Annotated in this window: 15 protein-coding genes, 1 tRNA gene and 1 pseudogene; 13 read left to right on the top strand and 4 right to left on the bottom strand. The window is 41.8% G+C overall.

Going from position 1 to position 17,616, the window contains the following annotated elements; genetic code table 11:
- Positions 1-58: 58 nt before the first annotated feature.
- The gene (locus RM556_RS07565; RefSeq protein ID WP_311361561.1) at positions 59-889 is read right to left on the bottom strand and encodes a protein-glutamate O-methyltransferase CheR; all 831 of its coding nucleotides are present in this window, start codon (positions 887-889) and stop codon (positions 59-61) included.
- A gap of 3 nt (positions 890-892) precedes the next feature.
- Positions 893-1,828: a chemotaxis protein CheV gene (locus tag RM556_RS07560; protein WP_311361560.1), complete on the bottom strand. Its 936-nt coding sequence runs from the start codon at positions 1,826-1,828 to the stop codon at positions 893-895.
- 169 nt (positions 1,829-1,997) lie between these two features.
- On the opposite strand from RM556_RS07560, the gene flgA reads away from it, so the two are divergent.
- The 4 genes from flgA to RM556_RS07540 all read left to right on the top strand — a co-directional run bounded on the left by flgA (position 1,998) and on the right by RM556_RS07540 (position 5,054).
- The gene (flgA, locus tag RM556_RS07555) at positions 1,998-2,705 is read left to right on the top strand and encodes a flagellar basal body P-ring formation chaperone FlgA (RefSeq protein WP_311361559.1); all 708 of its coding nucleotides are present in this window, start codon (positions 1,998-2,000) and stop codon (positions 2,703-2,705) included.
- A 161-nt stretch (positions 2,706-2,866) separates the two neighbouring features.
- On the top strand, positions 2,867-3,202 hold the full coding sequence (flgM, locus tag RM556_RS07550; protein WP_311361558.1) for a flagellar biosynthesis anti-sigma factor FlgM: 336 nt from the start codon (positions 2,867-2,869) through the stop codon (positions 3,200-3,202).
- A 7-nt stretch (positions 3,203-3,209) separates the two neighbouring features.
- Positions 3,210-3,641, top strand: coding sequence for a flagellar export chaperone FlgN (locus RM556_RS07545; protein ID WP_311361557.1), 432 nt, complete (start codon positions 3,210-3,212; stop codon positions 3,639-3,641).
- 75 nt (positions 3,642-3,716) lie between these two features.
- On the top strand, positions 3,717-5,054 hold the full coding sequence (locus tag RM556_RS07540) for a magnesium transporter (RefSeq protein WP_311374309.1): 1,338 nt from the start codon (positions 3,717-3,719) through the stop codon (positions 5,052-5,054).
- 18 nt (positions 5,055-5,072) lie between these two features.
- Here RM556_RS07540 and RM556_RS07535 read toward each other — a convergent pair whose 3' ends face one another.
- Together RM556_RS07535 and RM556_RS07530 are read right to left on the bottom strand one after the other, a co-directional pair.
- Positions 5,073-6,647, bottom strand: a complete 1,575-nt coding sequence (locus RM556_RS07535; RefSeq protein ID WP_311361555.1) for a bifunctional GNAT family N-acetyltransferase/carbon-nitrogen hydrolase family protein — start codon at positions 6,645-6,647, stop codon at positions 5,073-5,075.
- Between the two features lie 85 nt (positions 6,648-6,732).
- Complete coding sequence (locus tag RM556_RS07530) at positions 6,733-7,185, bottom strand: LPP20 family lipoprotein (RefSeq protein WP_311361743.1); 453 nt, start codon at positions 7,183-7,185, stop codon at positions 6,733-6,735.
- 287 nt (positions 7,186-7,472) lie between these two features.
- On the opposite strand from RM556_RS07530, the gene RM556_RS07525 reads away from it, so the two are divergent.
- The 9 genes and pseudogenes from RM556_RS07525 to RM556_RS07485 all read left to right on the top strand — a co-directional run bounded on the left by RM556_RS07525 (position 7,473) and on the right by RM556_RS07485 (position 17,587).
- A complete protein-coding gene (locus RM556_RS07525) occupies positions 7,473-8,672 on the top strand; it encodes a flagellar assembly protein FlgT (protein ID WP_311374308.1) in 1,200 nt (399 codons plus the stop codon).
- Between the two features lie 113 nt (positions 8,673-8,785).
- Positions 8,786-8,861: transfer RNA gene (locus tag RM556_RS07520), tRNA-Arg, on the top strand.
- A gap of 39 nt (positions 8,862-8,900) precedes the next feature.
- A pseudogene (locus RM556_RS07515) lies at positions 8,901-9,116 on the top strand (hypothetical protein); the annotation flags it as partial.
- Positions 9,117-10,091 carry a PfkB family carbohydrate kinase gene (locus RM556_RS07510; RefSeq protein WP_311374307.1) on the top strand — a complete coding sequence of 325 codons (975 nt, stop codon included), beginning with the start codon at positions 9,117-9,119 and terminating at the stop codon, positions 10,089-10,091. It abuts the pseudogene before it with no gap.
- A 100-nt stretch (positions 10,092-10,191) separates the two neighbouring features.
- A complete protein-coding gene (locus RM556_RS07505) occupies positions 10,192-11,049 on the top strand; it encodes a hypothetical protein (protein ID WP_311374306.1) in 858 nt (285 codons plus the stop codon).
- Between the two features lie 532 nt (positions 11,050-11,581).
- Entirely contained in the window at positions 11,582-11,995 is a 414-nt protein-coding gene (locus tag RM556_RS07500; RefSeq protein WP_311374305.1) for a phosphate ABC transporter substrate-binding protein, read from the top strand.
- A gap of 10 nt (positions 11,996-12,005) precedes the next feature.
- Complete coding sequence (locus tag RM556_RS07495) at positions 12,006-13,124, top strand: topoisomerase IV (RefSeq protein WP_311374304.1); 1,119 nt, start codon at positions 12,006-12,008, stop codon at positions 13,122-13,124.
- 155 nt (positions 13,125-13,279) lie between these two features.
- The gene (locus tag RM556_RS07490; RefSeq protein WP_311361549.1) at positions 13,280-14,392 is read left to right on the top strand and encodes a hypothetical protein; all 1,113 of its coding nucleotides are present in this window, start codon (positions 13,280-13,282) and stop codon (positions 14,390-14,392) included.
- A gap of 60 nt (positions 14,393-14,452) precedes the next feature.
- A complete protein-coding gene (locus tag RM556_RS07485; protein WP_311374303.1) occupies positions 14,453-17,587 on the top strand; it encodes a PAS domain-containing protein in 3,135 nt (1,044 codons plus the stop codon).
- Positions 17,588-17,616 lie beyond the last annotated feature (29 nt).

Raw genomic sequence — 17,616 nt, 5'->3', positions numbered from 1 at the left:
AATGATGTGCCAATCAGTAATTATTTTTGTAGGAAAGTGATATTTTTATTGAAGTGTTTTACGCAGACTTACGGTAATAAAGGCCTGAAGGCTGAGTTAACATTTTGAAATGAGCACTCGCACCTCCTAGTGACTCGGATGCCCCCAAGATCAAACTGCCTTCAGACTGCAAAGAAGCGGAAATATTTTGCAGTATCCGTTTTTTTTGTTCGCTATCGAAGTAAATCAGCACATTACGGCAAAAGACCACATCGAACTTCCCAAGGGAGGCAAAACTGGTCGTCAGATTGAATTGCTTAAAGTCCACCCACTTTCGAATAGCAGATACGACACTCATCGTTTTGTTATCATGATGCTCAAAGTATTTTCGTTTCACATCATCCTCTAGGCCACGACTTAAGGAGAGCTCGTCATATGTTGCCGCCTTCGCTTGAGCAACCACAGTATTAGACAAGTCAGTCCCAAGAATTTGGATCCCACCTTGAAAGGCAGATGGATAGGACTTCTTGAATTCCGCAATGGTAATGGCGATGGAGTATGCTTCTTGCCCGGTTGAGCTTGCCGCACTCCAAATTCGCAAGCGATTTTGCTTTTTGGCCAACTCGGGCAAAATAGTGTTTTTCAGGATACTGAAGGGATACTTATCTCTAAACCAAAGTGTCTCGTTAGTGGTCATCGCTTCGATTGCTGACTGAGTTAGGCCAGAGTCACTTTGTCGCATGATTTTTTCAATCAATTGATCAATATCGGTCAGCCCATGACGATGTAAAAGAGGCACCATACGGCTGCGAACTAAATATTGTTTCGAGCCTCCTAAAACAATGCCACTTTTTGTGTGTAAAAAGTGGCAGAATTTTTCGTACAAGGCTGGTGAAAGGTCTTTATTCACACATTATTTCGCTTTTAGCTCAGTACCTAACCATTTTTCAACTGCGCTTGCTAATTCATCAGGGTGGAATTTGGCTATGAAATCGTCTGCGCCCACTTTCTTAACCATTGCCTGATTAAAGACACCACTTAGCGAAGTATGCAAAACCACATGCAAACGTGCCAACTCTGGGTCATTTTTAATTTCAGCCGTTAGCGTGTACCCATCCATTTCTGGCATCTCTATGTCAGAAACCAATACGCCCACTTTATCAGTCACATCACCGGTTTCACTGGCTAACTTTTTCAACATCTTCAGCGCTTCCAGACCGTTTTTAGCTACTTCGATCTCCAAACCTAGCGCTGTCAAAGCTTTCTTGACCTGGTTTCTGGCTACAGATGAATCATCCGCAATGAAAATAATCTTACCTTCACTTGAGCTCACATCTAAGGTATCAGCTAAGTCTTGGCTAATATCAGTGTTCAATGGTGAAATTTCATTGAGGATTTTTTCTACATCCAAAATTTCAATCAGCTCATTCTCAACTTCCGTAACGGCAGTTAAATAGCTTGCTTTACCTGTGCCTTGTGGCGGCGGCATAATGGCGTCCCAGTTTGTATTAATAATACGCTCGACGGAGCCCACTAAGAATCCTTGCACTGAACGATTATATTCAGCAATGATAATGAAGCCTGACTCTAGGTTTTCAATCTTTCGACCACCCGTCGCCATACTCAAATCGATAATGGAAATAGTTTGTCCACGAATGTGCGCAACCCCTCTTACAAGAGAGTTCAATTTGGGTATTTGAGTAAGAGGAGGACATTGCAAGACTTCACGTACTTTAAATACGTTGATCCCGAAACGCTGTCTACCATTCAGACGAAACAAAAGCAGTTCAAGTCGGTTTTGCCCAACAAGCTGCGTTCGTTGGTTTACAGAATCCATAATACTGGACATTCATTACCTCCAATTTCATTTTAGGCATGATTGTTGCCTTGTGTAATATACCGTATTACCAGCGCACGTTTAAGAGAAAAATGTGCCGGACTTTTGACACTTATATTGTCACCATACTAAGTGCCAAAGTTAGCATGCTGGAAAGCAACATAAGCATAGGTATAAACAGATGCAAATTAACATAAGTAACTCGTTATCGACCACTACTGGCATTGGCTTGACATTATTTTTCACGCTTTTTGCAAGTTTTTCCAAAGCGTCGGTACATCAAAGCATACAGCATCAAGCCGAACTATATGTGCAACAAAATGCAATTATAGACAATAGTGCCGATTTAACCATTAAAGCGGCGAAAATTGATGAACGTATTCATATACCACAGTGCCAGACACCTTTTGCATTTGAAGCCTCGCAATCGAGCCTGAAGCAATCGAATGTCTCGGTCAAAGTAACTTGTCCTAATTCAAGTTGGTATTTATTTACCTCAGTGCAGGTACAACAAACTAAACCGGTTGTTGTGATGTCGGAAACCATGAGTCCAGGCTCACTTTTAAGTGAACAAAATCTGTATATTGCCGATATCCCTATTAACAGGCTCAGAGGGTCGACATATACGAACCCTGATCATTTAATTGGCGCGCGTCTTAAAAGAAGAGTCCGCCCCGGTCAGATAATCAATAACGCTATGCTTTGCTTTGTATGTAAAGGCGACAAGGTGACAATTATGGCGCAAACGAAGGGTTTGCAGCTGAAAGTGTCAGGCATTGCTCAGCAAGATGGCAACTTGGGTGATACCATTCGCGTGCAAAATGCACAGTCTAAAAAGACGGTTTCTGCGACGGTTTCTAGTACAAGTGAAGTGAGTATTCATATTTAGTAGTGATAAAAAATTGACACTTTTATCTTATGAGCTTGAAAGAAAGGGAATTAATTACGTAAAAACAAGCAGAAAATGTGTTTTTAATTCACTTTTTTGCTAAAGTAAACCACATGAACGCCGATAACATGACTGAGGTGTTATAGGTTCTGGAAAAAATTATGACTATTAATAACGTAAATAACAATGCAAACAAACCGCAAATTGACGGGCAGAAGTTGTCACAACAACAGACGCAAGGTCAAGCTGCGACCACAGGAAACGCAACGCAAACTGCCGCACCAGCTGCAGCACCGCGTGGTGATTCTGTGTCACTAACACAGTCAGCACAGCAATTGTCTCAGGTACAGAAAAAAGGTACCGAAGCCCCTGTTAATCAGGAAAAAGTGGACAAACTAAAGAAAGCAATCGCTGAAGGTGAGTACAAAATCAACCCAGAAGTATTAGCGCAGAAAATCGCTAAATTGGAATCTCAAATATTCGGTTCTGGAGCGTAAATAAAATATGATGCCTAGTCTATTGAGCGCAATTGATAAGCAATTCGAACAACTGACTTCTCTCAAAGCCTTGCTTGAGAATGAGCTGCATCTGATTAGCTCCAGAGAACCCGAAACATTGATGGGTTTATTGAAAGAAAAAGAAGAGCTATTAAATCAAATAGAGTCTGAAGACGCATCTATCGCAAGCCTATTTGAAAAAGCAAAAGCAAACGAAGAAAACGTGGAAGAAGCAGTCGCTGCAATGAACAAATGCAACGCAATCATCCATGAATGTAAATATCTCACCCAAATCAACGCTAAATCGGTTGAACAGGGTCAGCTAAGACTGACACACCTGCGCAATTTGATGATGGAGCTTAGAGCTCGTGAATCAATGACCTACGACCGCAGCGGAAAACCAACAGGCGACGGATCATCTAAAGGATTCACAGCTTAACCCCTTTTTTTGATTTACAAATGCCACTAGTTTCCATAGCATGGCGGTGTTCTCACGGCAGCCTATTGAGCAATTATGTCTGATCAAATTCCTAGTTTAATCGAAGAAATCGTTAAAGCCGACGCGCTCGAAGATAATGCCGAGTTGATCAATACCATTGCATCTACCGATTCTGAAAGCCTTGCATTGCTATTGGAATCATTGCCCGTAGAACAAAGGGTAAATAGCTGGGAGCAAATCCCCAGCCATAAAAAACTAGATGTATTAGTCGACATGCGCGCTGACCCGCGCTCCCCACTTATCGACGCTACCCCAATTGATAAATGGGAAAACATTTTTCAAGATGTTGATTCCGAGCAACTACTAGAAATTTGCGACAGTCTGCCAAACAACCTAGTTGATATTGCCGTCTCGGCAATGGGTAAGCAACAGCGCCAATTCTTTCAAGATGCGAGTCAATTCAAAGACAATCAAATTGGTCACTGGTTAAACCATGATGTATTGGTGTTGCCACTCAATGCCAAAGTCAGTGACGCCTTACGTTTGATACGCCGCGAAGTACCTGAATCAACCGAATGTATCTTTTTAGTCAACAGAACTGGGCAGTTTTCTTCAGCCGTGAAGTTTGATCGGCTTTTTCGTGCGCCAGAACATATTCCATTGGTCGACTTATCGGTTGAATTCATCAGTGTAATTAAGGCAGAACAAGATGCAGTGCAAGCTGCTAGAGTCGTTCAGAACAGCGGATTTATTTCGTTACCCGTGTTGGATGATACCAATAAGCTATTGGGCCGCGTTGATATTGTCACTGCTTGTGAATTAGTGAATGAAGATTATGAACGACAAGTCATGTCATCTGCAGGTATGGACGAAAACGAGGATTTGTTCTCTAGTGTGAGAAAGAGTGCAAAAAAGCGTGCTATTTGGCTGGGTATCAATTTGGTCACCGCTTTTCTAGCCTCATGGTTCATTGGCTTGTTTGAGGCGACTCTTCAAGAGGTAGTGGCATTGGCTGTATTGATGCCAGTAGTTGCAAGTATGGGCGGAATAGCGGGCAGTCAAACACTCACCCTAATCGTTCGTGGCCTAGCGCTAGGGCAAGTCACTGACAGTAACCGCAAAGCGTTACTAGAAAAAGAATTGAAGGTAGGTTTGTTGAATGGTGTCATTTGGGCAATTGTGGTTGGTGCAATTGCTTACTTGTGGTTCGATAGTAGTTTACTTGGCATCGTGATTTCTATTGCCATTCTATTGAATATAGCAATGGCAGCATTAACCGGCGTGTTGCTACCTATCGTATTGAATAAGTTAAAGATAGACCCTGCGTTATCAGGGTCTGTCATTCTTACAACGGTAACCGACATCGTTGGCTTTGTGGCTTTCTTAGGGTTAGGTAGCTTGTTACTGCTCTAAGCTCGCCTTAATTAGCCGTTAAGACTTGCCACTGTCGTACGCATTTTTACCGATCCAATCGACTCGGTATAAATCGCGTCGACGGTCTAAATAATTGCGTACCGAGCCCTCATTTTTCAACTTCGTGAGCTTGTTATAATCTAAATCGACTATTAAGGTCATTTCAGTGTTAGGCGTGGTTTCCGACACAATTGCGTCATGTGGGAAAGCAAAATCCGAGGGCGAAAATACAGCCGTTTGTCCGTATTGAATATCAACGTTGTCTACTTTAGGCAAGTTACCCACACTACCAGCAATGGCAACGTAACATTCATTCTCTATCGCTCTAGCTTGCGCACAACGACGAACTCTCAGGTAACCATTCTTAGTGTCAGTCCAAAATGGCACAAACAACACCTGCATATCTTGCTCATTTAAAATACGCGCAAGCTCTGGGAACTCAACGTCGTAACAAATCAGCACACCTATTTTACCAAAATCAGTGTCGAACACCTTAAGCTCATCCCCGCCTTTCATGATCCAATCAGACTTTTCATGAGGTGTAGGATGCAGCTTCGACTGTGCTTCTAATGAGCCATCACGATGACAAACATAACTCACGTTATATAGCTCATCATCTTCAATGACAGGCACTGAACCAGCGATAATATTAATATTATAGGTGATCGCAAGCTTAGAAATGGCAGTGATGATTTCATCGGTGTAGGTCGCTAGATGCCAAATTGCATCAATTGAACTATCTGAGTCAGCTAAGCCCATTAGCGGCGCATTGAAAAACTCAGGAAACAATGCAACATCACACGAGTAATCAGATAAGGCATCGACGAAGTATTCTACTTGCTGAAGCAATTCACCAACATTTTCAAAGTAACGCATTTGCCATTGAACACATCCAATACGCGCTGACTCTTTAACACCATTAATAATAGATGGCTTCTCTGCATCGTAGTATATGTTGTGCCACTGCAATAACGTTGCATAGCCACGTGACGCTTTATCTTCCGGTAAATAGGCCTTTAAAATTTGCTTCACTTCGAAGCCATTAGAAATTTGAAAGGTCAGGATAGGATCGAAAATGTCCTTTGATTTAACTTTCTCAATATATTCGTATGGAGTTAGTTCGCTAGAATACTTTGAATAATTAGGAATGCGACCACCGGCCATAATAGACTGAAGGTTCAGGTTGCGACAAATCTCTTTGCGCGCCTCATACAAACGTCGGCCTAAACGCAAGCCTCGGTAGTCATTCGATACGAATATATCAACGCCATAAAGAACATCACCTTTGGGATCGTGCGTGGTTAAGTAAGCATCACCGGTAATTTGATCGTAAGTGTGCTTGTCACCAAATTTGTCATAGTCAACAATCACAGCAAATGCTGCGGCAACAACTTTACCCTTATCTTCTATGCATATTTGTCCATCGGGGAAGGTATTGAGTTGGGCTTGGTATTCGCGTAATTTCCAAGCGCCACCAACGTGTTGATACACGTCATCCATTAACTCTTTAATGTCGTCGAAATCGTCGAGCGTTAAATGGCGAAGTTCTAATAGGTGTTCACCCTCACCTGCATGACTCATGTCTTGACTCATAAAATCCCAAATTAGCTTATAGAAGCTCTTATGTTAGAGCAAATTGTGCTGAACTCAAGGTTTGTTAGAAGTCTGCTTGCTCAAATCAATAGTAAGTGACCTTTCGTATTTTTTTCGGCTTGGCTGTTGAAAGGTAGATGTCATAGACTCGTGACATGTCTAGCTCTAATTCCGTTGCGTATGTGTCTTCACCTACGGGGTAACTCTTTACAACACGAGCGCCTCGAATAACGCCTTCCACCGAGCTTTTTAACTGGTTGTTTGTCAGGATCAAATTTGCTAACTCTTGCTCACCGTCAACTTTTTGGCCATAAACTTGTTCCGCCAATTCGCGGTAGGCGTCAAGTTTTGATGCCTTTATCGCCATCAGTGTTTTGGTAGAATCATCCGACGCCAGTTGTGCATCTATTGGTGCATAACCCACAGCACTGAGCACAGGATAAGATTCAGGCTCAATCGTTTCCCATTCCACATGCTTGGTAAACATTGAGCTACAGCCCGACAAAGCGGCGACAGCGAAAAGCATCATCGCGCTCATTAGAAGCTGTTTTTTATTTGGTAAATAGTTCGTATACTCTTGCATGGTTGTTTCCTACTGCCTTGCTTTGTTGTTTTAGCAGAGTCTATCTAGTAGCTTTTCTTAATAGACGCTGTATTCATATGCTTCGTTATTGAGACACTAAGCAATAAGCGAACCAACTATTTCAGATTAAACCTTCAAATCCTCTAAATGTGCCTTATGGCATATAACTTGTATAGCCAAAGCAATAACACTGTTTTTTGACAGTATCAGTTTAGTCTTAGTTGTCTTGCAGAGACTCATAAATGCAATGCAACCTTGAACAGCATAACGTTGAGCACATTGATATGAAAACACCTTGGTACACTATTTTTGGGTTTGTTCTTTTGTCACTTAGTTTTAGCCACACAGCTAAGGCGGCCTGGTTCTCAGCCACTGGGCAAGCAGCTATTCTAAACGGTGATAAAGTGGCTGCTAGAGAACAGGCAACAGAAGAAGCAATTAAGCAAGCCTTATTGTTTGCTGGCGCATCTGTGCGAAGCGTACAACAAATGACGAACGGCCTACTGATGGATGATCATTTAGAGATTCGCTCTAGTGGTGAGGTAAATACGATTGAGCTTATTGAAGAGGTATATGAAGATGGCTATGTCACCGTATCTATTCGCGCAGATATCTTTTCACAAGAATCACAATGCAGCGCAGCCGATTATACCAAGCGTATTGCAACTACATATTTCCCTTTACGCTACGGTGCACAAGCTGCGGATGGCCAGCTACATACTTTCGGTGAAGCGGCAGCAATGAAGCTTCAGGAGACATTTGCGGCTATCACAACAAGTCTTACCGTCTCTGATGTAGAACCGTATATTCTAAATTGGCATACGACAAATCAAGCAATGCAGGCCGTCAGACTGGCAGAAAAAACGGATGTTCAGTATGTATTAGCAATTACCATTGATGACATTAGCGTAGAGCGCAATCAATCGAATGCGTTTACGTTTTGGAAGGGTGAACAAGCGGTGCGAAACCTTGCCTATAGCATCACGCTATTGAACGGTGCTTCAGGTGAAACCTTGATGAGTAAGCAATATCGACTATCAGAAGCTTGGGAGTTTGATCGAACGAAGACCGTTGACGTGCATTCCGATCAATTTTGGCGAAGTCGTTTCGGTCGTGCTGTTTTAGAGAGCATGCAGCAAGCAGCAGTCGACTTAGAAGAATTTGCCATGTGCGAGCCAACTATGGGCAGAATTTTGGCTGTAGCAAATAACCAACTACAAATTAACCTTGGTGAAAACCAACAAGTGAAAGCTGGAGACCAACTTACCTTATTTAGTGTAAAACAAATTCAGGACAACTTTGGTCAACAATATAAGCAGTTTGTGTTACACCCTACTCCTCTTGTTGTGACACAAGTATTTGCTGAAACAGCCACGGTCACTAGCCGAGACCGAAGCCTTTTAGGTAATATTCAAGCAAATGATTTTGTTGCTAGGCAATAATCGTCGATTGATTTGACGCTTCATTTATTCTGTAAGCTCAGCAGCACAATGTCGGTAAAACGCACCGACTTGTTTTGATTCATAAAGTAGCACAAAATAAGGCTTTGCCCCTCCACCCCTTAGTTTAACTGGATAAAACGAGGACCTCCTAAGTCTTTGATACAGGTTCAAGTCCTGTAGGGGTGGCCAGTTTTTGTTTATCGTAACCTATAACTTACTAAACAAGCCGATGTTATATTTGTCGGTTTGGGTAATATCGGTGTAAACTCCCCTCCAATCAACGACGACTTTATTGATGTAAATGTAGATGACGCAAAAGAACTCGTTAAACTAGGCGCAGTAGGCGAACTTATTGGCTGGGTCTATAACAAAAAACGTGAATTGCTCGACTGTGGCATAATTACCAATAAATATACAGCAGAGCATCTGCTAGAGATGAAGTAAATGACTGAACACACAAACAAACCGAAAGCTGCAGTATTTGGTGAAGCTCTATTTGACCTCATAGAACAAACTGAAGGCATTCTGCATTCTCATATTGGTGGCTCCCCTTTTAACGTAGCGCAAAGCTTTGCACGCCAAAACATAGATATCAGCTACTTATCGCCTATTTCAAACGATATTTACGGTACACGTTTAAAGCAGTTTGCCAGCAAAGAAGGCATTACGCTTCCTGAGAATAACCGTTCAGATTTACCTACTTCCTTAGCGTTAGTATACAAAGACGAGCACGGTCAGCCTGACTATTGCCTTTATCGTAAACACATTGCCGATTTAGACATTGATGCAGCTACTTTGCAATCGGTCATCCCTGAAGATATCGAATTGTTTCATACTGGTTCGTTAGCACTTGTGCCGAGTATGGTAGACGTATTAGAGCCTTGCTTTACAGTATTAAAACAGCGTGATGTCTGCGTCAGTATCGACATTAACATGCGAAAAGGTGTAGAGGCCGATAACGAAAGCTACGTAAAAGCGGTAACATCATTAGCGAACTACGCTGATATTATAAAAGTAAGTGATGAAGATTTACTTGCGCTCGGCTCAACAGTAGCGCCGCTTGATGGTGCAAGAGACCTACTTGCACAAACAAATGCCAGTATGGTTTTGTTGACCCTTGGCGAACACGGTGCCACTTTAATCACCAACAAGTTTGAAGTCACCAAACCCGTTTTTTCCCCGACACCTTTCGTCGATGCAGTAGGTGCTGGAGATACTTTCTTCTCAGCGTTTCTCGCTCAGTTGTTACGGCAAGGACAAATAAAACAACCTTGGTCAGATGAGGCTCTTGAATACACTTTGCAGTTCGCGCTAATGGCGGCAACTCTAAACGTCGAGAAAAACGGATGTAACCCACCAACTCAAATAGATGTTGAGCACGCAATGAAAGCGAGAGCTTTACAACTTAAAGCAATCTAAGCACGCGTATGCAACAGGTAATCATGTAGCATTTGACTATGCAAACATGTGCAGGGAAATCGAAGAGACGCAGTGTTCTGGATAATCCCAGGGGTATCAGATGAAATATATTATAATATTGTGTATAACAATGACCTTGGGACTTAGTGTTTACATTTTTTCGAATGATGACAAACCCCTGGATGAAGGATTAGACACATCGAAGCCGAGTCAAGTAATTCAGAATCCGTTAGAAGTCGAACAAAGGGCGAATAAGACCACCTTAAACGTTGACGAAGTAGCTACAAAACCTGACTATAAACCGACCAACTTCAATAGTCTTATCGCTGAATATGATTTTCCCACTAAGGAAAAATACACTCTTTTTAACCAACTGCTTTTTGGTGCTTTGGAGTTTAGTACTGAAAGAGAATTTAAAAGTTTAAAGAATAACGGATTCCCTTCAATTGAGGACGTAAAATACGTTCTTCAAAATAACCCTGATTATATGAGCCAAAAATTATTTAGCGAATTGGAAAACCACCCTATATTGGACTCAAGTGCTGACTTAAATTTTGATGCTGTAGCATCTCTCAATTTGTTGGAGGCTATAGTCAATTTAGAAAGAACGATAAGATTTTTTATTCCTTCATACACCAGAGGACAGCCTTTTCCAAGAGGTGAAGACTGGCCTGAGGGAAAAAGACCACAACAAGTCAAAGAGGCTGCAAAGCTATTAATCTTAGCCCAAGCGTCTGTTCGCAACGAATCAGGTATTGGTTTATTAGCGAGGGCGAGATTCGATGAACTTAATTTTTATGGTCAAAGCGAAGAGTCACTTATTAAATTAGTATTTGATAAGGTATCTGATGCGCAAATAAAACTCGAAATAAATTCTTTAGATAAATACATAATTGAACATTATCCGAAATATAATAATTTATATGAAGAAATGGTGAAAGAAAAAGCGGAGCTGTAGCAGATATGTTCTGATGCCTTCAAAGTCGGTGGCACCATATGGATTTTGGGAATAGCTCTCTAAAAAAGGAGCTGGAAGTAAATGTTTGAGTTAGCGTGCTACCGAATCGCTAAATATCCTTACAACCAAAGTGATCGTTTACTTATCAGTGAAGCTTGCTTTCTGCATACACCGCCATTTTGCTGAGTATACACCCACCCCTAAGTCTTTGTTACAGGTCAGAGTTATGTAATATTGGTCAGCAATAATCAGTTCAAAAACGCGTATAAAGTACTTCCTATAATTAGTCATTTTCATACCCCCCTACTACTTATTCATACCCTATCTTCGTTTACTTTTATTTCAGTGGCCTTTAGTCTCTTCGGCCTTAGCTATTGAAGGCATCAGACAAGTCGTTAAATAGGTATTTCTAACGATACGGAAAAGGTGGCGATATTAATAACTAAATGCACCCGCAGTGACATTCACGGAAAGACAGATGTGATTGTGACAGGTTGCAAGTAATTACACTCAACTCAAGGAAATAGACAACATGAAGCGTATTATTGGCACTTTCATATTTGGTGCCTTATTCAGTTCTCAAGTTTTCGCAGGCTACGCAGTAGTCGTGCACCCTGAAAACACATCTGAAATTGACTATCAATTAGTGAAACGCATTTTTCTAGGCAAAGAAACTGCCTTCTCGAACGGTGAAGTCGCTACAGTATTAACCCATTCTCCAGACTCCGCGCTACGTGTGGAATTTGACGAAGCAGTTCTGCAGCGCAGAACCGCTGCTGTTGACGCCGACTGGTCAAAGCTCGTATTTACAGGTCGAGGCACCATGCCAAAGACTGTGAGCTCAGATCAAGAAATGATCGAATTAATTCTACAAAACAAAAACGCAATTGGCTTCATCGATACGTCTTCTGTCAACAGTGACGTGAAAGTCGTGAAAATAGACTAAGGAGATTGTCATGAAAAAATCATTAATAGTAGCAATGCTGAGTACAGCAGTTGCCCTTCCAGCACACGCTGACATCCGCATAAACGGTTTTGCCAATTTAGTGGGTGGTGTTACCGGGAGTGAAGAATCACTTTACGGATACGACGACACATTTAATTTTAGTGAAGAAAGCCTTTTTGCTCTTCAGGCAAGTGGCAGCATTAACGAAAGAATGTCAGCAACGGTTCAAATTCTAGCACGTGGAGCAGACGACTATTCTCCAAACTTTGAATGGGCTTATGTATCATACAGAATGACTAACAGAGCAACATTCTCAGCAGGTCGATTCCGTCTACCGCTATTCAAATACTCTGACTCTTTGGATATTGGTTACTCACACCATTGGGTATCAGTACCTCAAGCAGTTTATGATGTACCATTTAACAACATCGACGGATTCCGTTTAGATTATTCTGACTTCGTTGGAGATTGGGAAATCAAGTTAGGTGGCGCGGTCGGTGCATTCGAGAATGAAGTATCTGGCGGTGTTATCACTGGCGACAATACTTATATGGTTAATGCTGAATTGTCTAATGACTGGTTCAGTGTTCGTGCTGTATATGGTGGTACTGAAGCAACCTTCTCACAAGCACAATTAGATGCAGTTGTAGGACAAATTGGTCAAGCCAACGCTGGTTTTGCTGACTTCCTTGCAATTGATGAAGATACAGCAAACTTTGTTGGTGTCGGTTTCAACATTGACCGCTTCAACTGGTTCTTATCTGGTGAGTATACCAACATCGAGATTGCTGATTCTTACACGCCAACTGATGAAGCTATGTTCGTTACCGCTGGTTTCAGAGCAGGTAAGTGGACGCCTTCATTAACATACTCTGTGTTTGAAGGGGATGAAGTGAAGGGTGTTGAAGAGCTAGCAGCCTTAGGTCAGCCTTTAGAGGCGGCGTTAACACCGGCTGTATTAGGTATTAATGCACAATTTGCTCAAAACTATCAAGTTGCCACGGCAACGATTCGCTATGACTACGCAGCAAACTTTGCAGTGAAATTAGAATTCAGCCAGTACACAGATGACTTGGTTGAAGCTAGAGACGCTTCACTCGCTAGATTTGCAATCAACTACGTATTCTAAGTTAGTGAATGAAAGCCAGCCCACTTGTTGTGGGCTTCTACTTCCTATTAGGATTGACCTAAAACTCCTGGTCAATCCTAATTTTCTGGTTTGCAAAGCATCCCAGCGATACAATTTTTTGACCAACGCATGTATTTGTTGGAATGAGTCAGTCTATGGATAATATGATAAAAAACGCATTGAAATACACGATCGGAATAGTTGCTTTTTTAACAGCTCTTGCGCTTTATTTTTTCTTCATGATGAGCAAGAACCTTAGTCATCAAGACCAAAGCACGAACGCAGCTACGGTCGACGTTGCAAGCGAAACACCGCGTGCCCAAGAACAATTACAATGCGATACTGATTCAAATGAAAATGCCCTATCAAGTCTTAAACAAGACCTTAATATTGCCCGTGACGACTACAGTGCTTGCTCTGCCTCACTGAATCAAACAGAACGAAATATCTCTAGATTGCAAAGCCAACTTGAAACATTAAGATCATCATCACAAGACGATAGCAGTGAATTACAAGCCCAGCTGCAAAGTGAGTTGCAAAGCGCGAAAGAAAGCGTAGACACGCTTCAAGCTCAAATGCTCACACTAGAAGAAGAAAAGCAGGCACTAGAAGAAGAGAAACAACAACTCATTAGCGCTAGCAATAGCGGTGATACAGAAGATGAGAAGCTAGCCAAGGTTCAATCCGACCTAGCCGACAAGAACAATGAAAACCGCAAACTGTCATCGAGTATCAAATCGCTCGAGCGTAAACTTGCCGATACTGAAGAAAGACTTCAGCAAAGCCAAGAACTTGCAGCAGCGAAATCACAACTAGAATCCGAGTTAGCGACACTCAATCAAGAAAAGATTGGACTCCTAGCGAAAATTACTGAACTAGAAGCTGAAGACGAAAACAGTTCAAGCGGTGTATCAGGCCCTCTTGCAATAGAGAAATTTGAAACACTCCCTGTGCTCTGTGACCAACATCGTTCAGCAACACAAATATGTGTTAGCTCATTTGAAATGGTGACAAAATTCAACTTCCGTCCTAATGGCTTCATCTCTTTGCGATTAGTTGGCCCGGATGGTGACACCATTGAGCGCGATTCAATTGCTGCACAAGAAGTAAACCTTTACAGCTTTACTTTTGATGATGAGATCCTTGATGCTGGTGAATATACAATTGAATTGAAAATTGATGATGTTTTCAATCAATTTAATTCTGCACAAACCTTTAGTTTGAGCTTACCTGCGGATCTCATAAACAAACTTAACTCTGGTCAGTAGAGGAAGCCATCATGCCGATTATCGTTTATCTAGACCATGCAGAAGCTTAGGATATTACAAATGGACTTACGTTTTTTCACCTCACAAAAATTGCTTTCGCTGTGTATTTTAGCACTCGTTCTTGTTCCTGATTCCTCTGCATATGCGTTCAGCGGCTTTGTTCAAGAGCAAAGCGCAAGCACCGTTTCTGCGTTAATCTACGCACTATTGTTCGTTATTACCGTCTTGTTAATCACTCCAGTTATCCAGTTTTATTTTGCAGCGCTTAAACGTGTCAGTATGGAAAAAGAGCGAAAAGCACTGCACCAAGCCATGCGTGAGAAGAACACGGGCGCTGTCTATGTTGATACTCACGGCAAAATCGTATTTGCCAATACAATGGTCAAAAACCTGTTCAAAGAAAATAACGATGTTATTGGCAAAAACATAGATGAATATTTAGAGTTCACCTACAGCTCGAAGCTGTTTAGTAAAGAAGATGGCGCACCTATCACCATCAATACGAAAGTCATAAAGGGTAACTCACCTATCACCTTGTCGGTTGGCGAAATGCTCCTTTCTGGAAAGGAAGAAGTCCGTCTTATCACTATGTGTGCGCCAAGCTCAAGTTCTGACAGCTTGCAAGGCTATGAACACTTAATCAGTGAACTTGAAGAATATAAAACCGCTCTGGCGGGCGCTGAAGGCGACATTAACAAAATTTTGCAACTTTCACCTGTCGGAATCGGTAAGTTAAACAAAGACCATCAAATTATTGGTGCGAACAAAAGCCTAATTAAACGCCTCAAATACAGTGAAGAAGAACTGAAGAAAGGCAATTTTTACAAACTATTTAGTAATTCAAAACAAGCAGAATTAGCCTCAACGCAGCTTAAAGAACAAAAGCTATTACGTGATTTTCACGTAAAACTTGTCGGTAAAAATGGTAAAGAATATCCGGGTGAGATCACCATCGACCCTATTGATGATGGTAAAGGTGAGTATTTATTCTGGATAATTAATCGCTCAGATGAACAGTTCCAATATGAGAAGTTTGAAGCACTGTTACAAAACAGTCAGTCTCCTGCTGCAATTGTTACAAGTGAAGGCATGACTAAGGCAAACCGTCCTGCCTGCCAATTTTTCAATGTTGCATCTGATGACATGCTGCGCGGTGTGTTCCCATACGCAGAGAAGTACAATGATAGTGATACTAAAGCTGAGGAATTGGCTTCAATGTTTCAAACTGCTCGCACAAACGGCGGTGCAGCTTCTGCTACGTGGTCATTTGAAATCAATGACAGAAAACGTCCATGTCAGATCAAGCTGATCCCGATATTTAAAGACAACCAATTCGATTCAGTCTTGTTCCTATGGACAGATATGACTGAATTGCAAATAAAAAGCGACAGCTTAATCGAAAGTGAAGCCAAGTTAAAAGAAGCATTATCTACGCTCGACGACAAACAGAGTGAACTCGGCAAGCTACAAGAACAAATAAGCTCTTTCTCTGTTGAACGAGATAATATCGCTTCGCAATTGTCTATTGCACACAGCGAAAACAAAATGTTGCGCGAAAACGTAGAGCAATTAGTTTTAGAAAAAGAAAACTCATCTAGTGGCAAAGAAGCGCTGCAAGCTGAAATCGACACCTTAGCTCTACAATTGAAAGATGCTGAGCTTCGTGAAGCCTCTTTGAACAAAGAGCACAATACCTTTACGCAACGTATTGCCTCACTCGAAAAGCAGCACGGTGAAGCCTCTGAAGCATTATCAGCAACGAAAACTGAGTGCGCTGAACAACGTGATGAGCTAGAGCGACGCGATCAAGAGTTAAGAAGTTTACAAAATGCACATAATGAGCAAGAAGCCCTCTTCGAGAAAGCGACGTCTGAATTGACGTCACTGAAAAGCGATGTGCAATCAAAAACTGAAAAGCTGGATGAATTTGAAGACCTGATCTTCAACCTCAAAAGAGAAAAAGAGAAGACCCAAGATGAGGTTAGTCAGTTAACCGTAAAAGTCTCTGAGCAGCGTGACATTATTGAAAAAGCAAAGCAAAGTCATTTGGAAGTGCATCAAGATAGCTCTAACGCATTAAGTGAGTTGAGAGCTCAACTAGACACATTAACAAAATCATCTGAAGAAAAACAACAGGCTCTACTGAGCGAGCGAGAACAACTTCAAGATGAACTCAGCAGCACTCAGCGAGCGCTACAAAAAGCAAATCAATCACTGGAAGAAGGTCAGCAACTATCGCAACAGAGAGCGTCTGAGGGTGACGTACAATCTTCTATTATTGAAAAGCTAAAAGCGCAAATCGTAGAGCTTGAAAATGAAGCATCTAGCCAAAGAAAAGAGCTATCGGCAGTGAATGAAAAACTTGCTGAAGAGATCGCAAATGAACACAACAAAGCCGAGACGCTTGAAGCCAGTGTTCAAGAGTCAAACGAAGAAATTGAAGCGCTGAAGCAACAAATTCAAGCGCAATTGGATACTATTGCCAACTTTGAAAAGCAAAGCTCTCATGACAACGCCGAGCGTCAATCTAGCCAAGCAGATTTACAAAGCAAGTTGATTGAAGCAAACGATACGATGCATTCATTGCAAAGTGAGATTGATAGAAAAGAAGGTCAGCACCAACAATTGAGTCAAGAGCTCGAAGCACAAAAGAAACGTGCAAGTGAGTACGAAGAAAGCGTAGCAAAAGCTGAGCAGACTCAAAAAGAACTTCAGACCAAGCTATCACAGGCGCAAAAACAGCTAGAGCAAGCATCTGCCAGCAGTTCAAGTGGATCAACAGGCAATGCAAAAGCCGACAATGTTATACAATTAAACAGACCCGATGTTGAGGCCACAGAATTACCGAGTAAACCTAGTACATGGTTTGATTTAACGACGTATTGGTCAACTCAATCTGCAGGGACGTCACTCACTGATGCTCTACTGCGTTTATTTGATAACATCGATCAACTGATAAAGTACGGTGACGAAGCAACCGGTGATGGCAGCGCTCAGCAACTTATTTCACTTGCTCAGAAGCTAGTAACACTGTCGAAAAGTATCAATGCCGAGCCACTCATTGACTTAGCACAAAGCATTGAGTTTGATTGTAGTCAAGGGCTTGATGATAATGCTCTATTGCGTTGGTACCCTACTCGCTTGGGACTGCAGCGCAGTTTACGCGTAGTCTACGACCACATTCAGCGTATTTAAGTGCGAAGATTCGCTTCGACTCACTTGAA

It is taken from the genome of Alteromonas sp. W364, from assembly GCF_031846205.1.
Classification (GTDB): domain Bacteria; phylum Pseudomonadota; class Gammaproteobacteria; order Enterobacterales; family Alteromonadaceae; genus Glaciecola; species Glaciecola blandensis.
The sequence above is the reverse complement of the archived record's forward strand: the minus strand, read 5'-3'. Positions and strand labels throughout refer to the sequence as shown.